This is a genomic window from Asticcacaulis aquihabitans, assembly GCF_032490435.1.
Lineage (GTDB): Bacteria > Pseudomonadota > Alphaproteobacteria > Caulobacterales > Caulobacteraceae > Asticcacaulis.
Genome location: NZ_JAVGWM010000006.1, coordinates 184753 through 211143, shown reverse-complemented (window position 1 = coordinate 211143; position 26391 = coordinate 184753). Strand labels below are relative to the sequence as shown.

Annotated in this window: 25 protein-coding genes; 12 read left to right on the top strand and 13 right to left on the bottom strand. The window is 55.6% G+C overall.

Going from position 1 to position 26391, the window contains the following annotated elements:
* Positions 1 to 20: 20 nt before the first annotated feature.
* The 7 genes from RCJ00_RS20020 (at position 21) to RCJ00_RS19990 (ending at position 6771) form a co-directional block, all read left to right on the top strand.
* A complete protein-coding gene (locus RCJ00_RS20020) occupies positions 21 to 698 on the top strand; it encodes a hypothetical protein (RefSeq protein ID WP_316224143.1) in 678 nt (225 codons plus the stop codon).
* 108 nt (positions 699 to 806) lie between these two features.
* Positions 807 to 2738 (top strand): hypothetical protein, encoded by a 1932-nt coding sequence (locus tag RCJ00_RS20015; RefSeq protein WP_316224142.1) that lies wholly within the window; start codon positions 807 to 809, stop codon positions 2736 to 2738.
* Positions 2739 to 3141: 403 nt separating this feature from the next.
* Positions 3142 to 3648: a hypothetical protein gene (locus RCJ00_RS20010; protein WP_316224141.1), complete on the top strand. Its 507-nt coding sequence runs from the start codon at positions 3142 to 3144 to the stop codon at positions 3646 to 3648.
* The gene (locus tag RCJ00_RS20005) at positions 3645 to 4394 is read left to right on the top strand and encodes a hypothetical protein (RefSeq protein WP_316224140.1); all 750 of its coding nucleotides are present in this window, start codon (positions 3645 to 3647) and stop codon (positions 4392 to 4394) included. The genes RCJ00_RS20010 and RCJ00_RS20005 overlap by 4 nt, the downstream gene beginning before the upstream one ends.
* A 9-nt stretch (positions 4395 to 4403) precedes the next feature.
* Entirely contained in the window at positions 4404 to 4631 is a 228-nt protein-coding gene (locus RCJ00_RS20000; RefSeq protein ID WP_316224138.1) for a hypothetical protein, read from the top strand.
* 11 nt (positions 4632 to 4642) lie between these two features.
* Positions 4643 to 6223 (top strand): type IV secretory system conjugative DNA transfer family protein, encoded by a 1581-nt coding sequence (locus tag RCJ00_RS19995; RefSeq protein ID WP_316224136.1) that lies wholly within the window; start codon positions 4643 to 4645, stop codon positions 6221 to 6223.
* The gene (locus tag RCJ00_RS19990) at positions 6220 to 6771 is read left to right on the top strand and encodes a hypothetical protein (RefSeq protein WP_316224135.1); all 552 of its coding nucleotides are present in this window, start codon (positions 6220 to 6222) and stop codon (positions 6769 to 6771) included. The genes RCJ00_RS19995 and RCJ00_RS19990 overlap by 4 nt, the downstream gene beginning before the upstream one ends.
* Here RCJ00_RS19990 and RCJ00_RS19985 read toward each other — a convergent pair.
* Positions 6768 to 7247 (bottom strand): hypothetical protein, encoded by a 480-nt coding sequence (locus tag RCJ00_RS19985; protein ID WP_316224133.1) that lies wholly within the window; start codon positions 7245 to 7247, stop codon positions 6768 to 6770. The two genes, RCJ00_RS19990 and RCJ00_RS19985, sit on opposite strands and share 4 nt — an antisense overlap.
* A complete protein-coding gene (mobQ, locus tag RCJ00_RS19980; protein ID WP_316224132.1) occupies positions 7237 to 8220 on the bottom strand; it encodes a MobQ family relaxase in 984 nt (327 codons plus the stop codon). Before mobQ ends, RCJ00_RS19985 begins: the two co-directional genes overlap by 11 nt.
* 375 nt (positions 8221 to 8595) lie before the next feature.
* Between mobQ and RCJ00_RS19975 the strand changes: the two genes are divergently transcribed.
* A complete protein-coding gene (locus RCJ00_RS19975) occupies positions 8596 to 9738 on the top strand; it encodes a Fic family protein (RefSeq protein WP_316224131.1) in 1143 nt (380 codons plus the stop codon).
* A 113-nt stretch (positions 9739 to 9851) separates the two neighbouring features.
* On the opposite strand, the gene RCJ00_RS19970 is transcribed toward RCJ00_RS19975, so the two are convergent.
* The 5 genes from RCJ00_RS19970 to RCJ00_RS19955 form a co-directional block, all read right to left on the bottom strand.
* A complete protein-coding gene (locus RCJ00_RS19970; RefSeq protein WP_316224130.1) occupies positions 9852 to 10883 on the bottom strand; it encodes a hypothetical protein in 1032 nt (343 codons plus the stop codon).
* A 3-nt stretch (positions 10884 to 10886) separates the two neighbouring features.
* Complete coding sequence (locus RCJ00_RS20680; RefSeq protein WP_411267567.1) at positions 10887 to 11105, bottom strand: KTSC domain-containing protein; 219 nt, start codon at positions 11103 to 11105, stop codon at positions 10887 to 10889.
* Between the two features lie 11 nt (positions 11106 to 11116).
* Complete coding sequence (locus RCJ00_RS19965; RefSeq protein WP_316224129.1) at positions 11117 to 13009, bottom strand: ATP-binding protein; 1893 nt, start codon at positions 13007 to 13009, stop codon at positions 11117 to 11119.
* A complete protein-coding gene (locus RCJ00_RS19960; RefSeq protein WP_316224128.1) occupies positions 12999 to 14201 on the bottom strand; it encodes an SIR2 family NAD-dependent protein deacylase in 1203 nt (400 codons plus the stop codon). Before RCJ00_RS19960 ends, RCJ00_RS19965 begins: the two co-directional genes overlap by 11 nt.
* 271 nt (positions 14202 to 14472) lie before the next feature.
* Positions 14473 to 16452, bottom strand: a complete 1980-nt coding sequence (locus RCJ00_RS19955; protein WP_316224127.1) for an ATP-dependent nuclease — start codon at positions 16450 to 16452, stop codon at positions 14473 to 14475.
* Between the two features lie 384 nt (positions 16453 to 16836).
* On the opposite strand from RCJ00_RS19955, the gene RCJ00_RS19950 reads away from it, so the two are divergent.
* Both RCJ00_RS19950 and RCJ00_RS19945 read left to right on the top strand, forming a co-directional pair.
* Entirely contained in the window at positions 16837 to 17976 is a 1140-nt protein-coding gene (locus RCJ00_RS19950; protein WP_316224126.1) for a hypothetical protein, read from the top strand.
* A 345-nt stretch (positions 17977 to 18321) separates the two neighbouring features.
* Positions 18322 to 18918, top strand: a complete 597-nt coding sequence (locus tag RCJ00_RS19945) for an alpha-ketoglutarate-dependent dioxygenase AlkB (protein ID WP_316224125.1) — start codon at positions 18322 to 18324, stop codon at positions 18916 to 18918.
* 88 nt (positions 18919 to 19006) lie between these two features.
* Here the strand turns inward: RCJ00_RS19945 and RCJ00_RS19940 are convergent, their stop codons facing one another.
* Positions 19007 to 19768, bottom strand: a complete 762-nt coding sequence (locus tag RCJ00_RS19940) for a pseudouridine synthase (protein WP_316224123.1) — start codon at positions 19766 to 19768, stop codon at positions 19007 to 19009.
* A 56-nt stretch (positions 19769 to 19824) separates the two neighbouring features.
* On the opposite strand from RCJ00_RS19940, the gene RCJ00_RS19935 reads away from it, so the two are divergent.
* The gene (locus RCJ00_RS19935) at positions 19825 to 20475 is read left to right on the top strand and encodes a peptidoglycan DD-metalloendopeptidase family protein (protein WP_316224122.1); all 651 of its coding nucleotides are present in this window, start codon (positions 19825 to 19827) and stop codon (positions 20473 to 20475) included.
* Entirely contained in the window at positions 20475 to 22121 is a 1647-nt protein-coding gene (locus tag RCJ00_RS19930; RefSeq protein ID WP_316224121.1) for a PQQ-dependent sugar dehydrogenase, read from the top strand. Before RCJ00_RS19935 ends, RCJ00_RS19930 begins: the two co-directional genes overlap by 1 nt.
* Here RCJ00_RS19930 and RCJ00_RS19925 read toward each other — a convergent pair.
* The 5 genes from RCJ00_RS19925 to RCJ00_RS19905 all read right to left on the bottom strand — a co-directional run bounded on the left by RCJ00_RS19925 (position 22111) and on the right by RCJ00_RS19905 (position 26234).
* Positions 22111 to 22845 carry an ATP-binding cassette domain-containing protein gene (locus RCJ00_RS19925; protein ID WP_316224120.1) on the bottom strand — a complete coding sequence of 245 codons (735 nt, stop codon included), beginning with the start codon at positions 22843 to 22845 and terminating at the stop codon, positions 22111 to 22113. The two genes, RCJ00_RS19930 and RCJ00_RS19925, sit on opposite strands and share 11 nt — an antisense overlap.
* Positions 22838 to 23515: a molybdate ABC transporter permease subunit gene (modB, locus tag RCJ00_RS19920; RefSeq protein ID WP_316224119.1), complete on the bottom strand. Its 678-nt coding sequence runs from the start codon at positions 23513 to 23515 to the stop codon at positions 22838 to 22840. The genes RCJ00_RS19925 and modB overlap by 8 nt, the downstream gene beginning before the upstream one ends.
* The gene (locus tag RCJ00_RS19915) at positions 23515 to 23880 is read right to left on the bottom strand and encodes a VOC family protein (protein ID WP_316224117.1); all 366 of its coding nucleotides are present in this window, start codon (positions 23878 to 23880) and stop codon (positions 23515 to 23517) included. The genes modB and RCJ00_RS19915 overlap by 1 nt, the downstream gene beginning before the upstream one ends.
* Before the next feature lie 7 nt (positions 23881 to 23887).
* Complete coding sequence (gene modA / locus RCJ00_RS19910) at positions 23888 to 24667, bottom strand: molybdate ABC transporter substrate-binding protein (protein WP_316224115.1); 780 nt, start codon at positions 24665 to 24667, stop codon at positions 23888 to 23890.
* A 61-nt stretch (positions 24668 to 24728) separates the two neighbouring features.
* Positions 24729 to 26234 (bottom strand): porin, encoded by a 1506-nt coding sequence (locus RCJ00_RS19905; RefSeq protein WP_316224114.1) that lies wholly within the window; start codon positions 26232 to 26234, stop codon positions 24729 to 24731.
* Positions 26235 to 26391: the final 157 nt, after the last annotated feature.

Below are 26391 nucleotides of genomic sequence, written 5' to 3'. Positions count from 1 at the left end.
TATGGTTATGCGAGGGGAATATGCGTCAACATCTGGCAACCTTTTCTGCCGTCTTCTTGGTTTCACTCGTCACCCCTTATTTGGCGGTGTCCGCAGACACGGCCACCACTGGTGACAATGTCCTTTTAAAAGAGGTCGAGCGCTTCGATGACCTGTATCTTGTAGAGACACGCCAGACCTGTGCCGAAGGGAAGATGGCGGCAATCAAAGCCGATATGGACAAGGACAAGCGCCTCAAATCCAGTACGGCTTTGCCGGCTCCAGACATCTATTGCCGGAAGATACTGACAGAGAGCAAGCGGCGCGGGCATTTGGCAGATTTGTATATCAACCTTGCCCTGCAGGAGCAGGGATACAGCAGCCTCCATTTTGCCCAGCAGGCCCAGCTTCTCAAAAACAATGAATCCGGTCGCACCCTTGCGGCAGTGCTTCAAGCCGCCAATGCAGGCCAGCCGTCTTACACCAGCATCACCGGTAAACCGCGTGACCTGCCTTGTCCGCTGGCGCTGGATGCCGGATTTGCATGGGGGGCTGCCAACGCAATGGCGGCGGCACCCGTCACACTAACAGAAGCCGAAGCCAACACCATCGCCCTTCAGTGCTACGATGTGGCAACCACCACCATCACCATTCACGGCATCGCAATGCCTGCCTCAAAGGCTGGCCTGATCGCAGGTGCATGGCTGGCGAAGCAGTAAGGCAACCTGATGCCGGTTTGCTACGCTTCCGGCTGAACTTTGCCCACGCCTTGCGTTGGAGTGTCGATTGGTTAACAGTCGTTAACCGCTAGTTTGCCTGAGGGGGCCATGAGCGAGATTAAAGACTTATCACCGGAAGAAATCACCAAGCGCGCGTGGGAACGCTGGCGCGAGATGGATTTCTCGTGGGACGGCTTGGCGCTGCCATACAACGTAGAAATCAACGATGAGCGCGGCGCACGGCAGATAGATTGGAAGGCCAATGACGGCGCCAATAAAACGCTCCAACGATACTGGCTGATAGATCCTCAAACTGGTGATGAGCGCACCTATAAAGACTTGGTAGCTAACAAGGAAATCATAGAGGCCCCTGGGCAAAAGCCTTACCATATTGTTCATTTGCCGCTCTACTATGATGCCGAGGAAACGCAGCCGACCGTTAAACAGCAGGAGCCAGATAAAATTCGCCAGAAAATAAGCGAGGTGATTTCTGAAAGGATATTGGCGATTTGGGAACCCAAGGGCGAAAAGCGCATTTCCAATTTTCTTTGGCTAAACGGGGCAGTTTTACAAGATGTGGAATTCGACCATAGCAAAAGGGAAGATCAGCTCATTGCTGTATTCGACGATGCAATTTTCACGGAATATTTTGAACTTACTCATTTCGCCAAAAACGTGGCAGCCGATTTTGAGCGCGCGGTATTTTTAGGATATGCAAATTTTTCCGGCGTGGATAGTAGCGATGAGTTAAATTTTGAAAATTCGCACTTTTTGCAAATTGTAAATTTTTCAAAGTTTAATATTAACTATCTAAATTTAAATCAATGCTTTGTTAATGGTAATATCTATTTTGACAATTCCAAGATTAATTACATTTCAGCAGTAGAGTCTATATTCAATTCACAATTTAGGTCTAGTTATTTATTGTGCAATTCCGGTAAATTTGATGGTGTGAGATTCAATAAAAACATAAGTTTCATATCGTCAAAATTTTCAGAATCCATAATATTTCTCAATTGTGATTTCTTCAAAATAGTGGAGTTTTTAAAATGCACTTTATCGGATGTCTTTTTCCGAGATAGTACATTATACGATTATTTTCACTTCTATGGTTCAATCTTAGAAACGCTGGATTTCGAGCGTGTTAAGTGGCCCAAAGATTTTGATAAATGCCGAAAGGTATTTGAAAACACAACCTTCCTTGGCACAGTAAGCTTTGCTGGAGGGACCCCGACATCATTCGCAGCTTTTTACGGTGCTTTGTTTAAATGGGGAGTGCGGTTCGACCAAGTGACTGAGGCAGAAGCTGCTGCAAATTTTCAAAGAGAATTAAATGCTGCCAGAAATCATTGGCGGAATGAAGCGCCAGCGTCGCATATTTTTCTTAGCCACTTCGGTTTTGCTGCAAAGTCTTATCGGAGCGCTCGGGATCAGCTACTATTGGAAATCGAATCCGGTTGTCGCGCATTGAAACAGGCAATGGCCAATACTGCTGACAAAAATATGGAGCAAATTTTTTATAGGTTTGAAACACTCGCGCGGCGCTATCAGTCCAAAACTTCTGTACCTGAAAAAATTATTTCCAGAATTTATCAGCTTTCTTCCCGATATGGCGCTTCATATATGCGGCCAATGTCTGGGCTGCTTATTATTTGCCTTCTATTTTCAGCGGCTTATTGGCCACTAAGCCAAAAATCGCAAGAAATTTCTTGGCCCTACGCAGAACAATCCGTCGCCTATTTCCACCATCCCAACCCTAAGCATGACAACCTCTTGGTAGGATTTGTTGAAAATCTGTCTTCGTTTCGTCCACCTGTAGTGGGAGAAAGATATGTCGAGGTGCTAAGCGTTTCGGCCGGCCGGATATTTCCCTTCGGCGCCTTTGAAAATACCTCTGACGAGTTCGCCAAGACGGTGGATGCCAAAGGAAAATGGGCAGGCTTCGCGTTTAAATTGCTCGGCACTCTGGAATCTTTTCTGGCATTGACGCTCGCTTTTATGTTTGGCTTGGCCGTGAAGCGCCGCTTTCAGATCGTTTAATTGGGGTTCTTACCTACCTCGACGCCGGGCGGAAATTTTCTCAAGTTTCCTGCGTTCATCAGATGCCTTTAGCGATTCTACACGGTGATCAAATTCCGATGAAACCTTATCTCGCGCCGACATCACTTTAAAGCTGCTTTTCTCAACTTTATCAGTAAATAAGGACATATATACTCCATTAGTGAAATTTGTTTCTCCTATTAATTATAGTATCACTCTCAATATTATTGGGTGTTACAGTTATATTAAGTTTCTCAGCTCAAGGCTCTGTTCACCGCTCATGAAGATGCGTAGCCTCTGAACTGTCCCGCTTCCTGTCAAAAGTCCCTCTATAAGCGCAATGCGCGCATTACGGCCCTCAAGTTGCAGGCAGGTCCTTACCTGTCGCAAAAGGGGATTTTGTATGTCCATTTCGCCCGCGCACACCCAAATGCTCATGCACGCTGTTTCCATGGCGGCGCAGATTGCCGGCCAGAAGCTGAATGCCGAAACCAGCCGACAGGAAATAGAACTTGCCATTGTCAGGCTGGAACAGGAGCGCGGCATCTTTGATGCCAAGGCCGGGATCATGCGCGATTTGATCGGGGCTTTGGTCGAAAAGCGGCTGGAGGCCGTGCAAGGCGGGTTCACGGAGGTGCTTTCCCTCTATGCCGAGCAGGCCCGCCATTTCATGGGCCAGCAAAGCCATTATGCCGATGCCGAGTTGGAAACAACCGACCCGCTGAAAAGTGCCCGCCTGCGCAAACGGCTGGGCGAGATCGACATCGAGCTGCGCAGCATCCGCACCGCCGCCCGCCAGCTCTATGCGCAGATGAACGAGGTGGTCATACGCCTGGGCGGCGATGCCCTCAATCTCGCGCCCGAATATGCCAGCATCCTGTCACTGGCTGCGCCGAGGGCATGGTCATGAGGGGGCTTTCTCTGGAGCAACGCCACCAACACCGCCAGCTACGCGGCAGTTGGGGGCTGGCGCTCGCCGCCGCATGGATACTGTTCTGGTGGCTGCGGCTGGATGCCGAGAAACATGCGGCCTTGGCCAGCCCATGCCCCAACAATATCCTCTATAAGGCGCAGGATATGTTGATGGGCGCGGGTGCCGCCTGCAAAGGGGCCATCGAGGGCAATTTCTGGGGCGGCATGGTCTTCTTTGCCATCCTGTCCCCCCTCGCATGGGTGGTGGCCCATTATATCGCCGGCTGGCATTTCTCCTTTCTTGCTGCGGGCGAAACCCGGAAAGTCCAGCGGGAGGAACGGGCCCGCCAGCAGGCGCAACAAGCCGCCATCACCGATATGGGCGAAAAGGCCCGCCGCGAGGAGCAATCCAGCCGCACCAGCAATGACCGCTACGAGCTGATTACCCGCCTCGGCGCAGTTGATGACCAGTTGATCGTGTTGGCGGATGAAACCGCGCCGGAGCGGGTCAAGCTCATCAAAATGAATATCATGCAGGCCGTGCGCGACATCCACGCCAAATTCCGTGACGAGGAATTGCGCGCCATGCGCGCCGCCGATAGCGGCATTGCCAGCCGCATCGAACGCACCCTTGCCGAAATGCGCAAACTCAATCTGGCAGGCACCCGGCTTTACGACGACCTCGCCAGCCTGTTCGAGACCGATGCCAACACCCCGCCCAATAATGGAGCCGCCCTGAGCTAGGAGACCGCCATGTCCAGCCTATTTGAGGAGTTCGCCCGCGCTGTTGAAGACATCCGCCACAAGCTGGTGGAGGAAGGCTGGTTTGGGCGACAGGTCACAGGCGATGCGCCACCGCCTGCGGAAACGTTGGGCTGGGATATGCCACCAGCCTCCTTTGATGAGCAATGGGCGCCCGCGGAACGCAACACCGGCCTGGATGCCGCCCATGACACCGACAGCCACGGCATCGACCGATAGGAGGCAGGGCCATGATGAGGGATTTCATCAGTAATCTCGACACACCGCTCCTGCGGCTCAATGCGCAGGATCATTTCACCCTGCGCGATGCCTGTCAGGGCGTGCATGTCTTCGGCGGCATCGGCTCCGGCAAAACCTCCGGCAGCGGCAAAGCGCTGGCCTCGGCCTACCTGCGCGCCGGGTTTGGCGGGCTGGTTCTGGCCGCCAAGCCCGATGAGGTGGAGCTTTGGCTGAAATACGCGCGCGATAATGGCCGCGCCAATTCCGTCATCCTGTTTGGTGATCGGGGCGGTGGCGGTTTTAATTTCATCACTTACGAGTTGGCCCGTCAGGGAGCGGATGGCCTCGGCAGCGTGGTGGAATGCCTCATGCGCATCCTCGATGCCGCCCGCCATACCAACCCCAACGCCGGTCGCGGCGGTGAAGCCTTCTGGGAAGATGCCACCCGGCAGGTACTGCGTAATTGCCTGCCCATCCTCTATGCCGCCACCGGCACCGTGCGCATTCCCGACATCATCCGCTTTGTCGCTTCCGCGCCGACCAGCCACGCGCAGATCCGCGATGCGGATTGGCAGGCAGGCTCCTTCATGTTCCAGGCGCTGCGTCAGGCCCGCGCCGCGCCAGTTCATGCCTTGCCGGAAGACGAGTTCGACAAGGCCGGTGCCTATTGGCGCGACGAGTTCGGCCAGCTCGACAACAAGACCCGCTCGAATATTGCCATCTCGCTATCCACGGCGCTCGACCGTTTCAACCGTGGCCGCCTCTATAACGCCTTCTGCACCGAAACCACGCTGGTGCCGGAAATGACCTTCCACGGCGCGATTATCATTATGGATATGAGCGCGCTCACTTGGAATGAAGACGGCATCATCGCCCAGCAGCTTTTCAAGTTCATGTGGCAGCGCGCCGTCCTGTCACGCAATGGCCTGGCCCCACAACACCGCGAACGCCCGGTCTTCCTCTGGGCCGACGAAAGCCAGTATTTCGTCAATGCCTTCGATACCGACTACCAATCCACCTGCCGCTCCGCCAAGGCCTGCACAGTGTATCTTACGCAATCCCTGCCGACCTATTATGCCAAAATGGGCGGCGATAACGCCAAGCACAAAGCCGACATGCTCCTGGCCAACTTCGTCACCAAGGTATTCCACAACAATGCCGACCCGGAAACCAACCGCTGGGCCGCCGACACCATCGGCCGCTCCATCCAGCGGCGCGGCACCTATAATGAGGGCCAGTCCCACGGCTATTCCCACGGCATGAGCGCCGGGGAGAACCGCAATGCCGGTTCCAGTTTCTCAACCGGCGGCTCGACGGACAATAAGGGCAATAGCTCCGCCTCCTACAGTTCCGGCCGCAATGCCGGCAGCGGTGAGAACTGGGGCCGCAATCGCGGCCTGAATAGCAGCGAAAGCTATTCCGGCGGTTATTCCGAAACGATGGATTACGAAATCGAGCCCGCCGATTTCGCCCGCCACCTGCGCACCGGCGGCCCTGCCAATGGCAGGCACGTTACCGGCGTTTGGTTCCAGGCGGGCAAAACCTTCCAGCACAGCCATCGCAACTACCTGCATGTGGATTTCCAGCAATGACCCGTCCGACACCCATGGCCTACCTTTTCGGCAACCCACTCAGCCTGCTGGCCATGCTGGCCACCACCCTCCTTGTCGGCTACGCCGCCCTCAACGGCCAAACCAATGGCTGGCTGGCCATCCTCTGCCTGTTCGCCTTGGGCTACTGCGCCAAATCCGCGCAGCAGCTCGCCACCTACGCCCGCTGGAAACGCGAATGGGACGCCATGAACGGCCAGCCGCCAAAGGCACCGATATTCGCCCGCATGAAATGGCTGCGATACGTCCTCGGCTCCATCGCATGGATCATCGCCGCCTGCATGGCCTCCGCCGCCGGCCATCACCCGAACGTACAGCTTGCGGCAGGGCTATTCTGGCTAGGTACGGCGCTGGGCATAGGCGTACTCCTGTTTCGGATGGCCAAGCGCATCCGTCAAAATGTCGCCCGCACCATCCCCCAAAAGCAGTTTCCTGTCAGTGTCTGTGTGAATGTCCCGCTACGCTCAGTACCAGTGAGTGATAGCTACCGCGCACTACCGGAATATTGTACACGTCTGTTTGGTGGCTAACCTTTTATGGCCCTGAACGCCTCCGGCCGCACCACCTCAATCCGTTCCACAATCGGTTCCAGTGCCGGCGGCTGCGGCCAGATGCGCGGGCTATATTGCTGAATGAAGGTCGCCATGCGGCGCGATAGCTTTTGCCGCAGGTCGAGCAAACGCTTGCCTTCGATGACCACGATGGCATCCGGTAACATCAGCTTTAGCATTTCATCCCCCACGAACCCCACCTGCATCAGGAAGCGGTATTGGAACACAAGCCCTTCTGGCACATCCGTGCCGTTCACCCATGTGCGCACCTCGCAGATTTCACCCACCGTGTTCGACGGCATGAACCCATAGGGCTTGTAGAGTTGCCCGCTTGGTTCATCCTCCGGTGTCGCCGCCTCATTGGCGGGCTTCGGCGCGGCCTGCGTCACCCGCTCCGTAAAGCTGGGGCGCGGTGGCATCCTGCCGCTAAAGAGGGCATCGACATCATCGCTCATGGGGCACCTCAGGAATAGGGGCATTGGGCTTCCGGAAGGAAGCCGCAAACCCTTCGGCCATATCCGCCAGCCGCAGCACAAACTCTGCCAGTTGTACCGGGTCACGCAGGCGATAATGCTCTACCTCTTTGTAAAGCTCGGCCCGCTTCTTGATCGCCACCCATTGAGTGATGCGCTCTTTGAGGTAGTCGTAAGCCTTCTCGATATGGCGCGCGATGCCCAGGGCAATTTCCGGCAGGCGGAAGATGCCCTGCTTCTCCAACGTGCGATGGTCAATCCGCGCTTCCGTCCCCGCCGCCTCCAGTGCGCGGTTGGCATAGCCCGCCCATTGCGCCCGCCACACATTCACATTGCGCAGGGCTTCGGTGGCCTCCATCACATCCTTGTCTTCCGGAAGTCCCGTATCGTTGAAACGCTTGCGCGCCTCCGCCGCCATGCGCGCAATGTCCGGGCGCTCGTTCCAGTCGCGCTCTTTGGTCGGGGAGAACCCAGTAGGATGGCTGCTGTCCAGCCGCCGCATCGTCAACAGCACATGCGCATGGGGCTGGGCCTCGCCGTCCGATGCATCAGGCCGGTGCAAGCCAATATCCGCCACCATGCCCAGGCTGACGAATTGATCGCCCACAAATTCGCGCACCAGTGTGATCTGTTGTTCCTGCGTCAGTTCTCGCGGCAGGGTAATCTCAATCTCCCGGTAAAGCTGGGCATCAACCCGCTTTTCCGACTGCTCGACTACGTTCCACAGTGTTTGTCTGTCGAATACCCATGCGGGCGCTCCCTCCGGTGCGAGAATCTCCGTATGGAAAACATCGTTGGGGTACTGAAACCACTTGCCTTGTGACTCGTCATAGAGTCTTTCACCTGAACGGTAAGCCGCGCCTGCCACCGCTGAATTGCGGGTCGCGCCTCCCGGCCTGGCGGCACGCCCAAGTGCTCGCGTCAGCACTTTGAGCCGCAAATGATAGATGGCCAAAACTTTACTCCTTCCTACCTAAAAAAGTTAAGAAAGGTCATATGTGTGCACTTATACATCGCAAGCGACGTGTGCATTATTCTTTACAATCAACAGTTGAAAGTTAACACAAGTTAACAACTGTTGTTAGAGTTTTTGGCATTGAAAGTTAAGATAAGCAGAGGGTTATGCAGGCCATCTCAACCGGCGCTTTAGGTTCCCTCCCAGCGCCGGTACGGGAACTCTCCCGTACCCAGCCAAGGGCGTTCGGCGCACCCCTTGCATCCCCGCGCCGCATGATCATGCGCTGCTCTAAGTTCAATGTGATGGATAAACGCTATCTTTATCAATCATTATTGGCTATATTTTGATTGATAAATGGAGCCGGTATTCATCATGTCGTGGAATTGGGAAGAGAAAGACTGGCCGAATTTTCGCTGGGATGAGCGTAAACTGGCCAAGGCAGAGGCCCTGTTCGGAGAGGGTGCAGGCATCGTCATCGGTGCGTCAAAGCATCTGGACGAGACCGAACGGCAGGGCCTGAGTATTGAAATCATGAGCCATGAGGCGGTCGATACTTCGGCCATCGAAGGCGAACGCCTTGACCGCGACAGCGTGCAATCCTCCATCCGCAGACATCTGGGCATGGCGACAGATCACCGCCGTAGCAACCCTGCTGAAGCCGGTATCGCGGAAATGATGGTCGATCTGTACCAGCACCTACCGGGGCCGCTGGAAGAGCCGGTTCTGATGAACTGGCACCGTCTTCTCATGAATGGCCGCACCGACATCAAAGATGTGGGGCGCTACCGCACGCATGACGACCCCATGCAGATTATCTCCGGGGCCATCTATGAACCCAAGGTGCATTTTGAAGCGCCGCCGTCTAAACAGGTCGGCAGCGAAATGGCGCGTTTCATGAGTTGGCTGGAACAGAGCGGCCCAGGTGGCGGCACTCCGCTGCCCCCGGTCACGCGCGCCGGCATCGCGCATCTGTGGTTCGAGAGCATCCACCCCTTCGAGGATGGCAATGGCCGCGTCGGTCGCGCCATCATCGAAAAGGTTCTGGCGCAGGGGCTATCCGCCCCGATCATCACTGGCATGTCCGGCACCCTCCTGAAATACCGTAAGGTTTATTATCAGGCACTTGAGGATGGCAGCCACGGCCTGGAAATCACCGACTGGTTGTTATGGTTCGCCACCAAGGCAGTCGAGGCCCAAAAATACACCCTCGCCCAGGTCGAGTTCATCCTGAACAAATCCCGCCTGATCGACAGCTTGCGCGGCCAACTTAATCCCCGCCAAGAGAAGGCGCTTCTACGCCTGTTCGCTGCCGGTCTGGACGGATTTACCGGCGGCCTCAGCGCCGCCAAATATATGAGCATTACGGACACCCCGCCAGCGACCGCCACCCGTGACCTGAATGGCCTTGCCGATATGGGGGCGCTGGTACGGACGGGGGAGCGCAAATCCACCCGCTACCATTTGAATATCCCGATGGAGCCGATTCCGGTTATAGGCCTGAGCGATATTCAGTAAGTACGAACGTGCAGATTTTCCGCAATGGTAGACACGATTTAGGCGCGGATTGAGTTCACCGGTTCACGACAGTAGCACTCTGGTTGCATTGTATCCCCGCGCCGCATGGCCGACTAAAGTGCTTTTATCTCCGTCTCGACAATTTTGAAGCGATCCTTAATTTCGTCGCCGGAATAAAAGTTGAGCAGGTCTTCCTTTGAAAATTGGCCATCTATAAGGAATTTGGCGAGGTATTTCTGGTTAAATTCCATAAGCAGAAGACTCTTGTCCAACTGAGACAAAATTTTCTTTGACGTTTCTATGTTGGAATATACGAGGCTCCGGATGTTTAGAGTCTCATTGATATCTTTGAGAATTCTATTCACAATTATTGAAAGTACGTCTTTGTCAAACGCCATTGATTTTGCATTGACCGCGATGTCTCGCGCTAGCATGTAGGCAATGGAAAGATTCTTATAGTCACCCTTGCTTGAGTCGATAATTGCCACAAACCCGACGGCGGGGATATAACGGACATCTTGAACAGTATTCAAGATCGTGCTGTCCACGACGGATACGTCAAATACGATAACCCCAACTTTCGCATCTCGATTAGCCTGAGCTTCGATAAGCTGGCTCCAAGCAGTATCGCTTTTTTTTGTGAAAATGTCTTTGGACTGAATGTCGCCAAGGCGAATGCCCTTATCGAATTTGCATTCGACCACAATTTTCAAATCTTCTTTGCCGTCTACATAAGCGATAATATCGCCAGTTTTATTCTTTGCGAGTGAACCCGCAGAATTGCCTGTCAATTTTATCTTGTCAGTAAGGCGCTGTGCCGAAAGAAATTCGGCCAAATATTCTGCAATGTCCTCCTCCGCCAAGATGCCCTTGATGGCGGATTTGTAGAATAACTCCTTCTTCATATCGAATATGATTTTGAGGCTCTCAAGCTCTGTGCCTAGTTCGTTCGCCGTCTTTGAAAGGAACGCAGAAATACGATCCTCCATTAAGGCTAGCGCGCCTATGTAAAGCGCTCGATGGAGTTTTTCGTCTCGTTCACTCGCAGGTAACTTATCAAAATAAGTAAAAAGAAGGGGGTTTTCTACCTCAAACCCACCAATTTCAACTCTTTTGGACTGTTGGTTAAGCGAGACTATTGGCATGAATTACACCTTACTGTAGCGATAGTGACCTTTGATGGAGCCTGCTAGAAATACGCCTTTAGAAGGTGCGTTCTCAAAGTCCTTACTAACCTGTGCAGGTACGTCATAATACTGGTAGACGCCACCATTCTTAAATGTCACTTCCAGAATTTGCAGACTGTCCTCATACTTGATTGCCGCGATGTTTGACGAATCAAACTGTGCGTATATGTGCCATGCCATTTCTCGTTCCTCTATTCTTTCTCGGGTAACCGTGGGTTTTGCTGTCTCCACACTAGGCTAAACTCTTCATAATTAGGCTTTGCTTCCATCGGAATATTCCAGCCGCCAGGCGTCGTCGATAAGTCGGGAGCCAAGTCATCGCATACAACCGGGTCTTGGCTGTCAGGTCGTCGTTCTTTGGGAGGCGCTTGGATCATTGTCCGCATTGGCAACCCGACAGCTTCACCAAGCACGATTGCTTCTCCCGTCCTTAGGATAGGTAGCATGTTGGTGAGCCCTTCAAGATTATCGGACAAGGCGCTTGTGATATGTGACCGATCGGTTCCATTGCTTAATCTTAGAGCAAAGAATGTTCCGCATTGCGACAAAATCGTAGAATTAATTTCCGCTGGCCGCTGGCTAACGATCATTGCGCCAATGCCATATTTGCGGCCCTCTTTCACAATTCGCTGTACAATCGATGACGCTCTTCCGTGGAAGTTGTCGTTTAGGTATGTATGTGCCTCTTCCATAACCACTAAGAGCGGTCGCTCCCTGCCACCCTGCGAAAGATTGCGCGCCCAAAAAAGTGCATCGTAGAGAATTCGGAGTAGAATCCCAATTATATCGTTCATAATTGTGGGTGGTACGCCTGACAGATCAAGGATTGTGATTGGTTTATCGCTACCAATCCACCCGCTCATTAACTCAGGCAAATCTCCAATGACTTCACCATCTGGCTTTGGCTGCCAATTTCCGGGTTTGAGTAGAAAATCAAATCGAGAGATGCGCAACTTCGCGCCAAGGCTGTCGAGCGGAGCGCGAATGTTAAAGCCGTCTGGGAGCCAATTTATTTTTTCGGCGTCGCCCTGAACATTCTTGACCTTACGAAATTTGGGAGGAATACCTAAATCCATGTCGCCGACGATATCCGCGCCAGCCGCATCCTTCTCGTAAGCCCAATTTTGCGGAACCGGCGTTTTGCCCGCGTCGGAGAAGTAAGTGCCAAACTCCAAACAATAAAGCTCGTACCATAGTCGATTTAGAGAAAATGGGATCGGGCTATCGGCGCTAAGATTTTGGGGTGTTATTCCTTTTTTGGGGTATTTCGTTAGGCTCTCTAATTTAAGCGCAATGATTTTTTCTAAGATCATATTTCTGGCTTTGCCATCACCGGGCAACTCGCCAAATGTAACATTCATGAGTTCGTCAAAATTCATCGCCCAAAAAGGCAATTGGAGAGGTACTTCATTCGGATTTCTCGTGTCCGGGCTAATTTTGTAAACCGTTGAGCGATCCCCAAGCGCTTTTCCGTATTCGCCATGAATGTCGAGCACGACGATCCGTGCAGATGGAAACCTATCGGAATCCGAAATAGCATTTAGCAGGCCAGCAACTGTTGTCGATTTACCGGAGCCCGTTGTGCCGACAATGGCGGAGTGCCTAGTCACAAGTTTGTTTATATCTACTAGAGCGTCAATAGATTCACTGCCGGCGATATGCCCAATGCGTACCAAGTGATGCTGTTCGTCCTTTTTTCCGTATATGCGGGACAGGTCGCTTTCTGATACTAAATGTACTTCGTCTTCAATTGTCGGATACTGTGAAATTCCCCGCTGGAAACGTCCAGTTCGGTAGCCTTCACCAATGAGCTGTATCTTAATCCAACGATGTCCGTTTGGCATTTTGTCAGCCAGATTTTCTGGAACTGCACTTGCTCCAACCTGTGAGACAATGCCAAAAAGGTCGATGTAACCAATGGGAATTTTTACGAAGCTACCTATTTGCCCTATCCGATAGCCTTGGCCATTTACAAAACTTAAGCCGGAAAATTGATTTCCCAGTAATGTTACGCTGACAGAAGTGCCACTTACGTCCTGGACCGTTCCTAAGATAGTGGCAGTATTTCCGACGTTAATTACCATTGTCTTCGGTTCCCAACGTCAGATTCCTGAGAAGATTTCCGAACTGCAAAAAGTCGCCCAGTTTGAGTTCACATATTGCCTCGCCCACAGGGCTAACGACAATTCCTGCCGGTAGTTTGAAAGGATCTTCGGACATTTCCCACTCGCCTTCTGTCCTGCCTATTATCGCGCGATCAAAGGCCAAAATGCTCAGGTTAGGCGTCCGCATGGCGCAACTTTTGGCATTTTTATATGGATCGGCACTGAGGGAACCAAACAAAAACGAGAATACTTGGGCTGTAGGATTTGTTTCCAAAGTCCGACAAATAATGTCGTTGATATGCTCGTCGCCAAATGAATATCCTGACATAAATAGTACGGCAGATGGCTTCAACAAAAACTCTTTGAGGCGATCAAGCATGGCCAAGTAAGGCATCTTGCGGCTCTGATCATACTTTAAATGCGACGGATAAATTAAGTGGCAATGAGTGTCATCCTGAATATCAGAGCGGATTACATCCTTCCCATTCACCAAGCGCCAGTTGAGCGAACCGTGTACTTTCCATAGGCGCGACCACCGGGCAGGCAAAAGTTCCTCGTCTTCAACGGCGCCTAAATCAAAAAATGCCTTTCTCGCACCAATGAAACCATCGAAATAAGGGGCGGCGCTCTCTTCAAATGCTTGCTCAATTAGTAGGTCGTAATTCGTTGTGAATATGTGGACCGGCTGATCGCGCTTTATGCTGCGCGTCCATATTGCCAAATTATGATAGGGCGAATCTTGATCTGGCAGCGGCTTATCTACTTCTTTCGATATAATTTTGCAGATCTCCTCGTCCAATGCCGTCAATTCCTCAAGTTTCAGGCCACGGGCTTCGCCCTTACCCGCAACACTTCCCAAAAGGCGCACCTGGGTAAGAATATGTTCGATATTAGATGTGCTACCGCCATCTTCGGCGATCATGGAAATGATCTTGTCCCATGTGCTTGGCTTCGCATCGTCTACGCTATAGAGTTGTTCGTGAATGCATTTGGTAAGGCCTGCAACATCTGGAATTAAAGGTCCGTCAGTAACGTTACCTTCGCCGTCTGTATGCGACACCCGAATAGAAAGAGGGCAGCCAGCGCCAATAAAAAAGCCAATTTGCTTTTTGTTTTGTGACAACGACTGCTGAATATATCCGACCTGTCTAAACACGGCATGGGTTGGCATTCGCTCTTCCTTTTGACATTGATATTCACGATATATAAATCGGCCGTCACCAGAATTTACGTTAGGCGGTCGAATGATAGTCCGCAAGAAATTCCACAGGTCACGCTTAAAGGTTGCGTAAACTGACCCTAATATTTATCCCAAAAGGCGGCTCAAAGACGGAGCTGAAAAATGATGTTGGGGCCGTGCCCCACGCGCCCGCAAGGGTGAAGGCTGAGTAATCTCGCTCGCCATAGGATGTCTACCAATCGAAAGTGAATGAAATATCTACCTACGTCTGAGGCAATTCCTCGTTTCTTAGGGTCTGCCATATCTGCCGGACGATCCGTTCAAGCGTTTGGCTAACCCCTCCTTGTTCATCGGCACGGGCCAGAAGAATTTTCATAATCTCTGGATTCTTTTGCGCGTCTCCGCGCCCAGCACCAAATTCTTCGCTGACACTATCCAGGCATGCTTCATAAATCGCAGGGGTGATTTCGCTTTTAAGTGTCTCCTCCAACTTTACTCGAAAGCACGCGTATCCGTCGGCGACATGTGTTTCCACGGGTATTTCCGGATTTTCCTCGTCGGGTGCGGCGGCACGAATCAAAAGGAGGTTTTGTTCCGGCTTATAGTCTCTCGTGCCAATATCACAGTCCCAGATGGGATAAGTAGGGATGCCAATTTCGCGGAAAATTAGCAGCGGACGATCAATGCAAGTCTTTCCTTCTGCGGAAAGGACAGCAATCCCCGCCGCTTCAAAATTAACGCCCAACCTATCTGCGGCAGCTACTAGCGCGGCCTTATCACTCCTGCCTTCGACCAACACCACGGCGTCGGCGAAAAAGCCCTCTGAGAGCTCAGGTCCCAAAATATGGAGGCGAGCCTTCAGACTGTCCGCAGTGAAGGTCCCAGCTTCCTTACCAGCAGCAGTCTCCAATTGACTGGCGACGGCGGAAAGGTCCAACGCCTTAACCTCACACATCCTGAATTCACCGTCATCACAATCGACACGGCGGGTAAATCGTATTTCATCAACATGCGGCATCGACACAAATAGCGGTGAGTGGCTTGCAAAGAGGATTTGAGTTGGCCCACCGGCACCGGGCAAAGTACCCGCGCTAAGCTTCCTGAGGACAGATGCAAGATGACGCTGCTTAGTAGGATGCTGATACAGTTCGGGCTCTTCGACCGCCAAAATCAAGCTGGGTGCCGCTGGGACGACCGGAGGTACTGCCGATTCACCGGCAGCCCCGTCTAATGAGACTTGTGGCGGGCGTGTATTTCGCGCCAAGTGCTGGAGCAGCGTAAAGATAAACGCCCGCTGTAATCCGTGTCCTTGCCGGTCTACTGGTCCACCAAATCCGTCATGTGTTAGCGACACATCTGCCGCTGGAAGCGGAATGGGCATTTCGGCTAACGCGCGCCAAGCAAGACCGACTTCCGCGTTTTCATAGAGTTGCTTTAGGTCAGCGGTTAGGTGTTCGCCAAGCTGGCTTAACTCAGGCATATTTTCAGGCGCAGTGAGTTCTTGGTATCTTGTGTTCATCTCCGCGCGAAAGGCCAAGAGATCGGGCCGTTGCAAGATGGCGCTACGGACCACTATTTCAAGCAACTGCTGTATGGCGCTGGATTTGCTATCCGCCGCATCAAGTGCAGCATCCCGCACGGCGGGTACAAATACAAAATAGGTGTATCGCTGGAGAGCGCCTCGGCTTGCGTTCTGAAATCCAAAAAATTGCCCGTCATCCCTCATGAGCACTAGGTCCTCTGGATGATGCGCTTCATAGTCGGCAAGAGCTTCGTCCAAATTCGCCGCGCTTCGAATACCTGGAAGGTCACCAAATGCACCGCCACCTTCACGCAACGCGTTATAGAGGTCCCGTTTGGCATTGAAGGCAACGGCCTCCCGGATTGGACGGAATGTCGGGTCCTGCAGGATTGCACCGTGATAGCGTCCGCTGGACGCCGACCCGTCAAACACTCTCGTCACCGTCAATCTGCCGTCACGCACACGACTTTCAAACGCCGCCGTCTCCTCGGGGGTAAGGCTGCTGAAGGTAAGCTCTATTTCGACCGGTTGCGTAGTGTCTCGACCATAATAGTCATCTACTTCTAGGGTTTTCGTGGTGCTATAGAATTTGTCTATAGCTCTTAAAATGCTTGATTTTCCAGCACCATTTCCACCAACGAAAGCCGTATGGGCTGCGAATTCAACCGTAATGTTTTTCACCGATCTGAAATTGCTGATTTTAGCCTGTATCAGTCTCATTATTTTTTGCCCCGATTCACGGAATGGTGGCAGTGCCCCGTTCTGTGTGCAACTTAAATTTGGCTGTGCCCTACGGTTTTAGACGCTTTCCGCTCCCAGGCATCTCCATTCGACTTCAATCACGTTGCGAATTTTCATTGGCTGAGGTGCTCCCATCGCTAGGGGCCTTGCCCCCGCGCCCGCAAGGGTCTGCGATGAACAGCCCATGACGTATCCCCGGCCTTCCTCCGCTTTGCTGCGTGCAGACCGGGTGATGCCCCTCGCCATGGGCTGCCCTGGCGGTTGCTACCCCCACCCTCGGCGGGAGCCAACGGTTGCTATGGCAACCCTTTTCTCAAGGTAGGTCACCACCTATTGCTATGGCCTTCACCATCTGGAGGAGCCATGATCACCGACCCGACCACCACGCTAACCCGCGAACAGTTGTACGAGCGCCTCTGGTCAACACCGATGAACAAGTTGATCGGTGAACTTGGCACCAGCCGCATTGCGCTCATCCAGTTATGCGATACGCATCAAATCCCACGGCCCGACCGAAAATATTGGGCAACCATCCTTCGCGGGTTATCGCCAGATCGGATGCCGTTGCCGTCTGGATTGTCTGGTTCTTCGCCTATCGCCTTCACCCATCAAGCACCGTCACCGGCTGTTCTGGTCAGGAAAACCATCGCGCAACTCGGTGATGACGTTCCCAAGATTGAAGTAAAGCCAGTGATGGAAGTCGCTGACATCAAGCACCAGAACAAACAAATCTGGCCCGAAGGCGGCATAATGCCGTATGCCACTCCCAAGATGGCGGCGCGGGCGCGGGCGATAGAAAATGCTTTGGTCGATGCCATGGCGGAGCGCGGGCATCAGTCCGGCGACGATCACAGGCCGGGAAACTCGCAGCCATGGTTCCGTATCGGCGGCGAGCGGATTCGCTATTATCTATACGAACCTGACCATAACCAGCGCCATTATTTTACGAAGTCCGAATTGAAGGCGGAGCCATTTTGGGTAGGTGGCAAGGGTTGGGAACAACGAAAGGTGCCATCAGGTAGCCTTAAGTTGGGCATCGTTGCTGACTACGGTATTTCCAAATTGACCTGGGAGGACGAGCGCGGGCGCGCATTGGAAGACCAGCTTGGCGAGATCATTATCGCCATGGAAGTCGTCTCGGCGGTGGCCGCGAAGGCGACGGCAAAAAGAAATGAGCAAGCCCATATAGCCAGCATCCGCACGGCAGAAAAAGAAAGGCGCGAACATAAGGCCTATTTGCAAGACCAGCGATGGGAGCGCTTGTGCGCCGTAGCGGATGGCTGGCATCAGGCCCAGCGCATTCGGGGCTTTCTTGCGGCTTTTAAAGAGACGGTAGCGGGGGATGCGCGGCTGATGAGGCGCGCCGCGAAATGGGGAGCGTGGGCTGAGGAATATCTTTGGTCGATAGACCCGCTTCCTTCCGATCCTGAAGAAGTGCTGCGGCGCTTGCGAAAACCTAAGCGGAGGCTCGCCTCTTATGAATACGAGGAGGACTTCTATTAGCGCCGATCGTGTCGTGATGGATAAAGTGCCAATTTATCCATCACGAGCAGTGAGACATTTTAACCAAACCAATGCTTTCCTAAAAGGCCTAAGAAAAAAGGCGTTTGGCGTGCATAAGATTAAATCAATTTAGCACATTGTTTAGCACAAATATCAATTTTCTTGAATAAAATCAGCTATTATATCTGACTTAAAATCTGCCAGGAGCAATCCTATGCCGGTTCGACCCCGGCTGGCCGCACCAGACCCTCAGAGGCCTAATCTTTTTCCACCTTTTAGTCTGTCCGTACGGTTGATTTTGGTGGCCGCATATGTTCTCTTTTTGTTCCAATTTGAGAGCGCAGAATGGCCGCACAGTCCCCCTTGTCCCTGTTTGAAGAGGCGCCGCTTCCGGGCCTCGCCTACCGTGATGGCTATATTTCCGCGGAGGAAGAAGCGGCGCTAATCGCGCACATCGACCGTCAGCCCTGGTCGATGGAATTGCTGCGCCGTCGCCAATGGTATGGTTGGGCACCGGATGACACGGCTTACGGCTCGCCGCAGGAATACCGCCCGCAGCCCATGCCAAATTGGATGCGCTGGCTGGCCGAGCGCTTGCATAGAGACGCGATCTTTGCCGGCGTGCCGGAGCGCGCGCTCATCAACGAATATCATCCCGGCCAGGGCATCGGGGCGCATAAGGACCGCGACGTCGATCGTATCCGGTCGGTAGCGATTGTTAGCCTGGGCGCGCCGATTATGATGGAATTCACCCGCCTGGGCCACGATGCCCGCACACAATATCTCTATCCGCGCAGCCTGTTGATTATGAGCGGCGAGGCGCGGGACAAATGGATGCACGGCATTGTCGGACGTAAATCCGATCGCGTCGGCGGCCTGATCATGGTCCGACAGAGGCGTATATCGGTGACGTTCCGATTTGTGGCGCCTAGAGCGAAATAATTTTAAATCGAATCATTATTTTGCTCTAGGTATCTGATTTTGCATCATTTTTTTCCAAAAAGTGGCGTCCACTTTTTGGCATGATTCTCTAGCCCCGAATGATCGCGGCGCGTTCGTCGGGCGTGAGATAGCGCCATTGCCCCTCCGGCAGGTCGCCGATCCGCAATGGTCCGATACGAACGCGGTATAGATCGATAACCCGCAGTTCGCACATGTCGCACATGCGGCGAATCTGGCGGTTGCGGCCTTCCTTCAGGATAAAGGTGAGCGACTGGTCTCCGGTTTGGATCACCTTGGCAGGTTTGAGCTGGCGGCCATCCAGTTCCAGGCCATGGCGCAGCCACTTCAGCTTTTCCTCGAAGATGGGGCCACGCACCTGAACACGGTATTCCTTTTCGAGATTGCTCTCCGGACCGATGATCGCCTTGGCCAGCACACCATCGTCGGACAGGATGAGCAGGCCGCGCGAATCCTTATCGAGACGTCCCACGGGCGCCAGCTTGGTTGTAAAGTCGGGATAGACGTTAGCCGGACCGAAGACGTTGGCGCGCCGGATCATGCGCACGGCGGGTGTTTCGCCGGGCTCGGGTTGGCCGGATACAATGCCGACGGGCTTATGGTAGACAATTGTCATGCGGGCATCGAGCGCTTCCGCGCCGCCCTGGTCGAGCGTCAGTACCTGACCGGACGTGATCTTGTGTCCGGCGCTGGTGACCGTTTCGCCGTCAATACGCACCAGGCCCTGTTCGATCAGGTCGTCGGCTTCACGCCGTGAACAGACACCGCTCTGCGCCAGCCATTTGTTGACGCGCATCGGCTCATCGCCGTCATAGGTTTTGGTAATGGACATGTCCGTCTCGTACAGCGTGATTGCCGGGCCGGCAAGTCCGGGCTAAGGTCGCTCGGATGACGTACGACCGCTTTATCGACTGGCTGGCCACTGCGCCGCCCCGCGCTGAAATCATGTCGGGGGTGCACGCCGGCTACACGCCCATTTGGCTCGACTATGCCGGCGCGCGCGCTTTGGGGCTGCAAAACGGTTTGCCCGGCGATGCCGTTCTGGCGCCGGGTCTGCTTGTCGGCGGCTATGACGAGGAGCGGGCCATTTATTCCGGACCGGTATTCGATGCCGGCGCGGGAGAGGCGCGGACCATACATCTGGGCATAGATATCTTCGAGGCTGCCGGTACGCCGGTGTTTGCGCCGCTGGCCGGACGCGTGCACAGCTTCCAGGACAATGCCAATCCAAAGGATTATGGGCCAACCCTCATTCTGGAACACGCCGTCACATCCGAACTGACTTTTTACACCCTCTATGGCCACCTCAGCCGTGACAGCCTGGACGGCGTAGCGGATGGGCAAGATGTGATGGTAGGACAAAACATCGCCCGCCTTGGCGCAGCTGAGGTCAACGGCGACTGGCCGCCACACCTGCATTTTCAGATCATTCTGGATATGCAGGGCAGGCGAGGGGATTATCCCGGGGTATTCAAAAAGAGCGAGCGCGACCAATGGAAACGAATCTGTCCCGATCCGGCCCCTCTGCTGGGGCTGTAATGCGCCGCTTGTTCGGCGGTCTGTTCCTGCTGTTGGCCAGCACCTTGCCCGCCTGCTCCCAGGCGGCATCCCCGGCGGACATCGCCGCTGGCAAGCAGGTGTTTGCCGCCAATTGCTCCCTGTGCCATGACGCCAGTCCGGCGAAGGCGGCCTTTCAAGGGCCCGCCCTGTTCGGCGTTGTCGGGCGAAAAGTCGGGTCGGTCGAGGGCTTCGATTATACCGAGGCGTTAAAGGCGGCGCATGCGCGCGGGGAGACGTGGTCGGATACCAATCTGGACGCCTATCTGGCCGATCCGCAAAAGGCCATGCCGGGAACCGCCATGCCGGTGAGCGTCGAGGATGCCACCGAGCGCCGGACCCTGATCGCCTATCTGTCGTCCCTGACCGGTGACGGACCGGCCACTGCAGCCAAGGCCGCGGCGACGGGCACGGACGCACGCGACTGGCGCCAGGATGCGCCGGGTGTCGTCCACCGTGTCACCGTGGCGGACCTGCCTAAGCCGTTCGCCAGCGAATCCGCCGGCAATGGGCCGAAATATGTCGCGCCGGCCGATGATTTTCTGCCGAAGGTTCCGGCGGGCTTTACCGTCTCAGTCTTTCAGACCGGGTTGGAACGGCCGCGCAATATGCGAACGGCGCCCAATGGCGATCTCTATTTCACCGAGGCGGGTGCCGGTCGCCTCAGCGTCTACCGTAACAAAAACGGCGTGCTGAGTCGCGTGCGCGAAACCGTGGCCGAAGGATTGGATGACCCGTTCGGCATCGCCTTCCACGACAACTATGTCTACATCGGAACGCCGGGGGCGGTCGTACGGGTGGCCATGACGGGCGGCAAGGTGGAAACCGTTGTGCCGAAATTGGCGACCACTGGCGGCCATTCCAGCCGCGACATCGCGTTTTCACCGGACGGCCAATATATGTATGTCAGCGTCGGCTCCGCCTCGAATGTCGCCGAAGGCATGGGCAAGCCACCGGAAGGTTTCGTGACCAGCCACGCGGTGGGCGAAAGCTGGGGTGGGGAGCTGGGACGCGCCCTGGTGTTGCGCTTCAGGCCGGACGGCAGCGACCGCCAGGTATATGCCACCGGCATCCGCAATTGCGTGGGACTGGTCGTCCGCCCTGGCACGAATGAGGTCTATTGCACGACAAATGAACGCGACACCCTGGGCGATGAGTTGGTGCCGGACTATTTCACCCAGGTCGATCAGGGGCAGTTCTTCGGCTGGCCTTGGTATTACCTCGGTGACAACGAAGACCCGCGCCAGGCCGGCATGCGTCCTGACCTGAAGGGCAAGATCGCCGTGCCGGATGTGCTCTTCGGGTCGCATTCCGCTCCGCTCGGCTTCACCTTCTATAAGGCGCCCGCCGGTGCGGCGGCCCCTTTCCCTTCGTCCTATGATGGCATCGCGTTCGTCGCACTGCATGGCTCATGGAACCGCGCGCAACGCACCGGTTCGAAGGTGGTCCTGGTCCGGTTCCAGAACGGCCAGCCGACCGGTGACTATGAAGACTTTCTTACCGGCTTCATCATCGACGATAAGAAGGTTTCCGGTCGTCCGGTCGCTGTCGCGGTCGGTCCGGAAGGGGCGCTTTACGTCTCCGACGATGCGGGCAACCGTATCTGGCGCGTGACGGCTAAACCCTGATACCGGCCTTGAGGGCGGCTTCGGCCAGGGCCCGCACCTGTGCCGGGCTGAGGGCGTCCAGTTGTGTGGAAAAGGCTGCGTCCGGCGTGTCGATGATCCGTCCCTTCGCCAAGCGCAGTACGCGGTCGGCCAGACGTTCCACCTCATAGGCGTCATGACTGACATATAGTATGGGCAGGGCGGCGTCGCGCGACAGCGCGGCGATCATCGGCACGATCTCGGCCTTGGCCTCTCCGTCCAGACTCGACAGAGGTTCGTCCATCAGGAGGATTTCGGGAGCCGAAAACAAGGTGCGGGCCAGGGCGACCCGTTGGCGTTCACCGCCCGACAGTGTGTCGACCTTGCGCGCAAGCAGCGGTGCGAGCTTTAGCCGGTCGATCAGGCGGTCGGTCTCCACCGCATGGCCGCCGTTGCGTTTCTGTGCGAAATCGAGATTGCCGCGAACCGTGAGATGCGGCAACAGGGACGCCTCCTGGAAGACATAACCGACGCGGCGGCGGTGCACCGGAACGAACTCCCTGTCGTCCTGCCAGACCTGTTCACCGATCCGAACGTGCCCGGTCAGTCGCGTCAGACCGGCGATGGCGCGCAGCAAGGTGGTCTTGCCCGCGCCGGATGCCCCCCATATGGCGGTGACGCCCTGCGCCGGTACGATAAAGGCGGCGTTCAAGTCGAAGCCGCCGGCGTGGCCATTCAGGGCGATGTCGATCACGGCATCAGTCATGTCGCGGGTTCCCGAGGCGCCGATCGATGATCAGCAGGCTCAACAGGACGGTAAAGGCGAAGACCATCAGCCCGCCTGCCAGGCGATGGGCATTGGGCCAGTCGAGTTGCTCAACCATCTGCCAGATGCGGATCGATACAACCTCTGTCTTGCCCGGAATGGCGCCGCCGATCATCAGAACGACGCCGAATTCCCCCACCGTATGGGCGAAAACGAGCAGAGCGGCCGTCAGGAACCCCTTTCTGGCCATAGGCAGAGCCACCGAGAAAAAGGTGTCGAGGGGCGAGGCGCGCAGGGTCGCGGCCACGTCGAAGGGACGCCGTCCCAGATGCTCAAAAGCGTTGCGGATCGGCTGGACGGCGAAGGGCAGGGAATAGACGATCGAGCCGATCACCAGACCAACGAAGCTGAAATTGAGGGTGCGGATACCGAAGGGGTGCAACAGAGTCATTAGAGGGCTTTGCGGCCCCATGGCGACAAGCAGGTAAAACCCAAGCACGGTCGGCGGCAAAACGATAGGCAAAGCGACAATGGCCGTGATGATGTCCTTGACCAGACTGCGGCCGCGCGACAGCCACCAGGCGAGCGGCGTGGCGATGATCAGCAGGCATAGCGTCGTGATCGTCGCCAGGCAAACCGTGACCCAGATCGCCCCGCCGACATCTGCCATCAGGCGCCTTCGGGTGCGTGGCAGACGGCTTCGATATTGTGGCCGTCCGGATCCAGGACGAAGGCGCCGTAATAGTTGGGATGGTAATGCGCCCGAATCCCCGGCGGGCCGTTGTCGCGTCCGCCTGCGGCCATGGCGGCGGCGTAAAAGGCGTCGACGGCCGCGCGGTTTGGCGCCTTCAGCGCCAAATGGATGTGGTCGGTCGGCTTGCCGTCGGTCAGCCAGACATCGGGCTTATTGACGCCATAGCCACTGCCCCACGGGCCATCCATGACGAGCGTATAGCCCAGTGGGGCGAAGGCCGCCGTGTAGAAGGATTTGCTGTGCTCGCGGTTGGAAACCAGGATGCCCATGTGATCGATCATTGAAGTCTCACTTTACGTCGTAGCCGTAGGATTTGATGATGTTGAGGCCGGCGGACGATTTCAGAAACGCCAGATAGGCGCGGGCCTCGGGACTGTCCTTGAGCAGGATGGCCTGTTGCTCGATCGCCGGGTAGTCTTTGATCGGCACGACCCAACGCGAGCCCTTGTGCGATTGATGTATCTGCGACAGGGCAACAAAGCCCAGCTCCGCTGACCCGGTGTCGATGAAGCTGAACGCCTGGGCGATAGATGCCCCTTTGACGATCTTGGGCGCCAGCGCATCGTACAGGCCGCGCTTGCGCAAATAATCAACCGCTGCCGCGCCATACGGGGCCGCGACGGGATCGGCGATTGCCAGGTGCTGGAAATTGCCTTGGGCCAAAACCTTGCCGGCTGGGTCGATCAGGGCGGGATTGGCGCTCCACAGGACCAGCTTGCCATAGGCGTAGGTGAATCGCGTGCCTTTGATTCCCAAACCGCTGTCTTCCAGCTTGAATGGACGTTCGGCGTCGGCGCTCAGCATGACGTCGAACGGCGCGCCCTGCTGGATCTGACTATAGAAGGCGCCCGACGCCCCGAACATCATGACGACATGCGTGCCGGTCTTCTTCTCGAAGGCTTGCGCAATATCTTTGGCCGGTTCGGTGAAGTTGGCGGCGACCGCCACCTGGATATCCTTGGCCAGGGCGAGCGCCGGAAAGGCCAAGATGATGGTGGCCATGCCCGTGATGACAGCGCGCCGTAAGAGCGACTGTCTGGAATGGGGCTGTCTTAGAGTAGGTGTCATGGCCTGTCCTCTCACCGGATGCGCTGACTTTAGCCACCGCATCCGGCGAGAGCAAGCCGGATCAGTAGTTGAACTGGCTGCGGACAGCGAAGGCAGTGTAGTCCTGGCCGATTTGCGCGCCGGCGCTGTTGAGGCGGTCGATCTTGACGGATTGCCCTTGGAAGACAAAGCGAACCGCCGGATTGAGTTGCCAGTTCAGGCCGACCGTGGCGATATCCTGCTGGCCGCCGCGCACCCGGTCGGCCACGACGGTCGACAGGTCATGATAGTCGAGATCGATCGTGGAATAGCGCCCGACCAGTTCGAAAGCGCCCCAATGCCCACCCTTTGGGTCGAAATTGTGAGCCGGCGTGATGCCGTCGAACGCCGCCGTCTGGGTGTTGTACTTGCGCGTTTCGCCGCTCAGCACCCAGCCGCCTTCGACGTACCAGCCCGAGAACTTCGGATTGGTTACTCCAGTGGCGGGGGCCAGGCGCTTGATGTCGAACTGGAAGGCTTCAGACGACAGATACACAGTCTTGTACTGCCAACCCAGTTCGATGCCTGTGGCCTTGGCCGAGTCGGCGTTTATCGCGCCGGTGTCGACAAGGCGGGTGCCATCGACGCGCAACTCCGGCCGGTCGCGCAATTGTACGGGGTAGCGGGTAGCGGAGGCGGCACCGGTATCGGCCGGGTTGATGACGGCCGAATAGTTGAGACCGACATGGATGAGTGCGTTCTTGCTCTTGTACGGCGTTCCGGCGATGCGGGCGGCAACGCCCAGCTGTTCGTCGTTGTTGACGACATTGAAGCCGCTGGCCGCTGTATTAAGCGAGGAAACCGTGTTGCCGGTGATCGCTACGGAATAAAGCCAGCGATCATAGGCGTTCCAGACGGCTACGCCCATCCGCGTATCGCCACCGGCGACATTGCGGGCGATTTCAGCGGACGCGGCGCGTTCGAGGAACGGTGAGGCGTTCGCCGATCCGGCATCGGCCAAGCCGGCCAGCGGGGCAAATTCGCCGACGCGTAGCTTGGCGTTCTTGTAACCGGAATACTGAATCCAAGCTTCATGGATGCGGCCGACGTCTTCTGCGCCGGCGCCACCGAAGTCGAACACAAGGGTGTAGTCGAAGTCTTTAAACAGCTTGCCGTTCATTCCCAGCCGGGCGCGGCGGAAATTGGTGCCGCTGTTGAGGTCACGAGCGGTGACGGCGGCGGGCAGGTCTTTGTCCTGGCTATAGGTGGCCGCGTCGGCCTGGATGATGCCGTGGAAGGCGATGGTGAAGGCGCCGTCGGACGACGCGATGCTGGGCGTGCCATTCTTGAACGCCACCGTCGTGGTCGGCGCTGGTGCCGCGGCAACGGCTGGGCTTGGCTTCGCGGCGGCAGGAATGGCGTTATTCGGCGCATTGTACCGGGCGGCGACCTGGGCTTTTAATTCATTTAATTGGGATTGTTGGGCATCTATCTGCGCCTGCATGGCGTCCATCTTGGCCTGAACATCGGGCGGGACTTGCTGGGCGAGGGCGGGGACGGCGAATATGAGGGCCGCCAGGCTGGCGGTCGTGACGGTTAGGGTACGCATGAACAGCTCCTGTATAGGGTGGTGCCACAATAGGTTGATTTGGTTAATTACGTCCTTAAATTGAAAGAGCGGCGTTATGCACTGGGATGCAGATTTGAACGTGGCGTCAATGCCGAATAAGTCATTTTATTTGTTGAGAAAATTTATGTGTCGCACA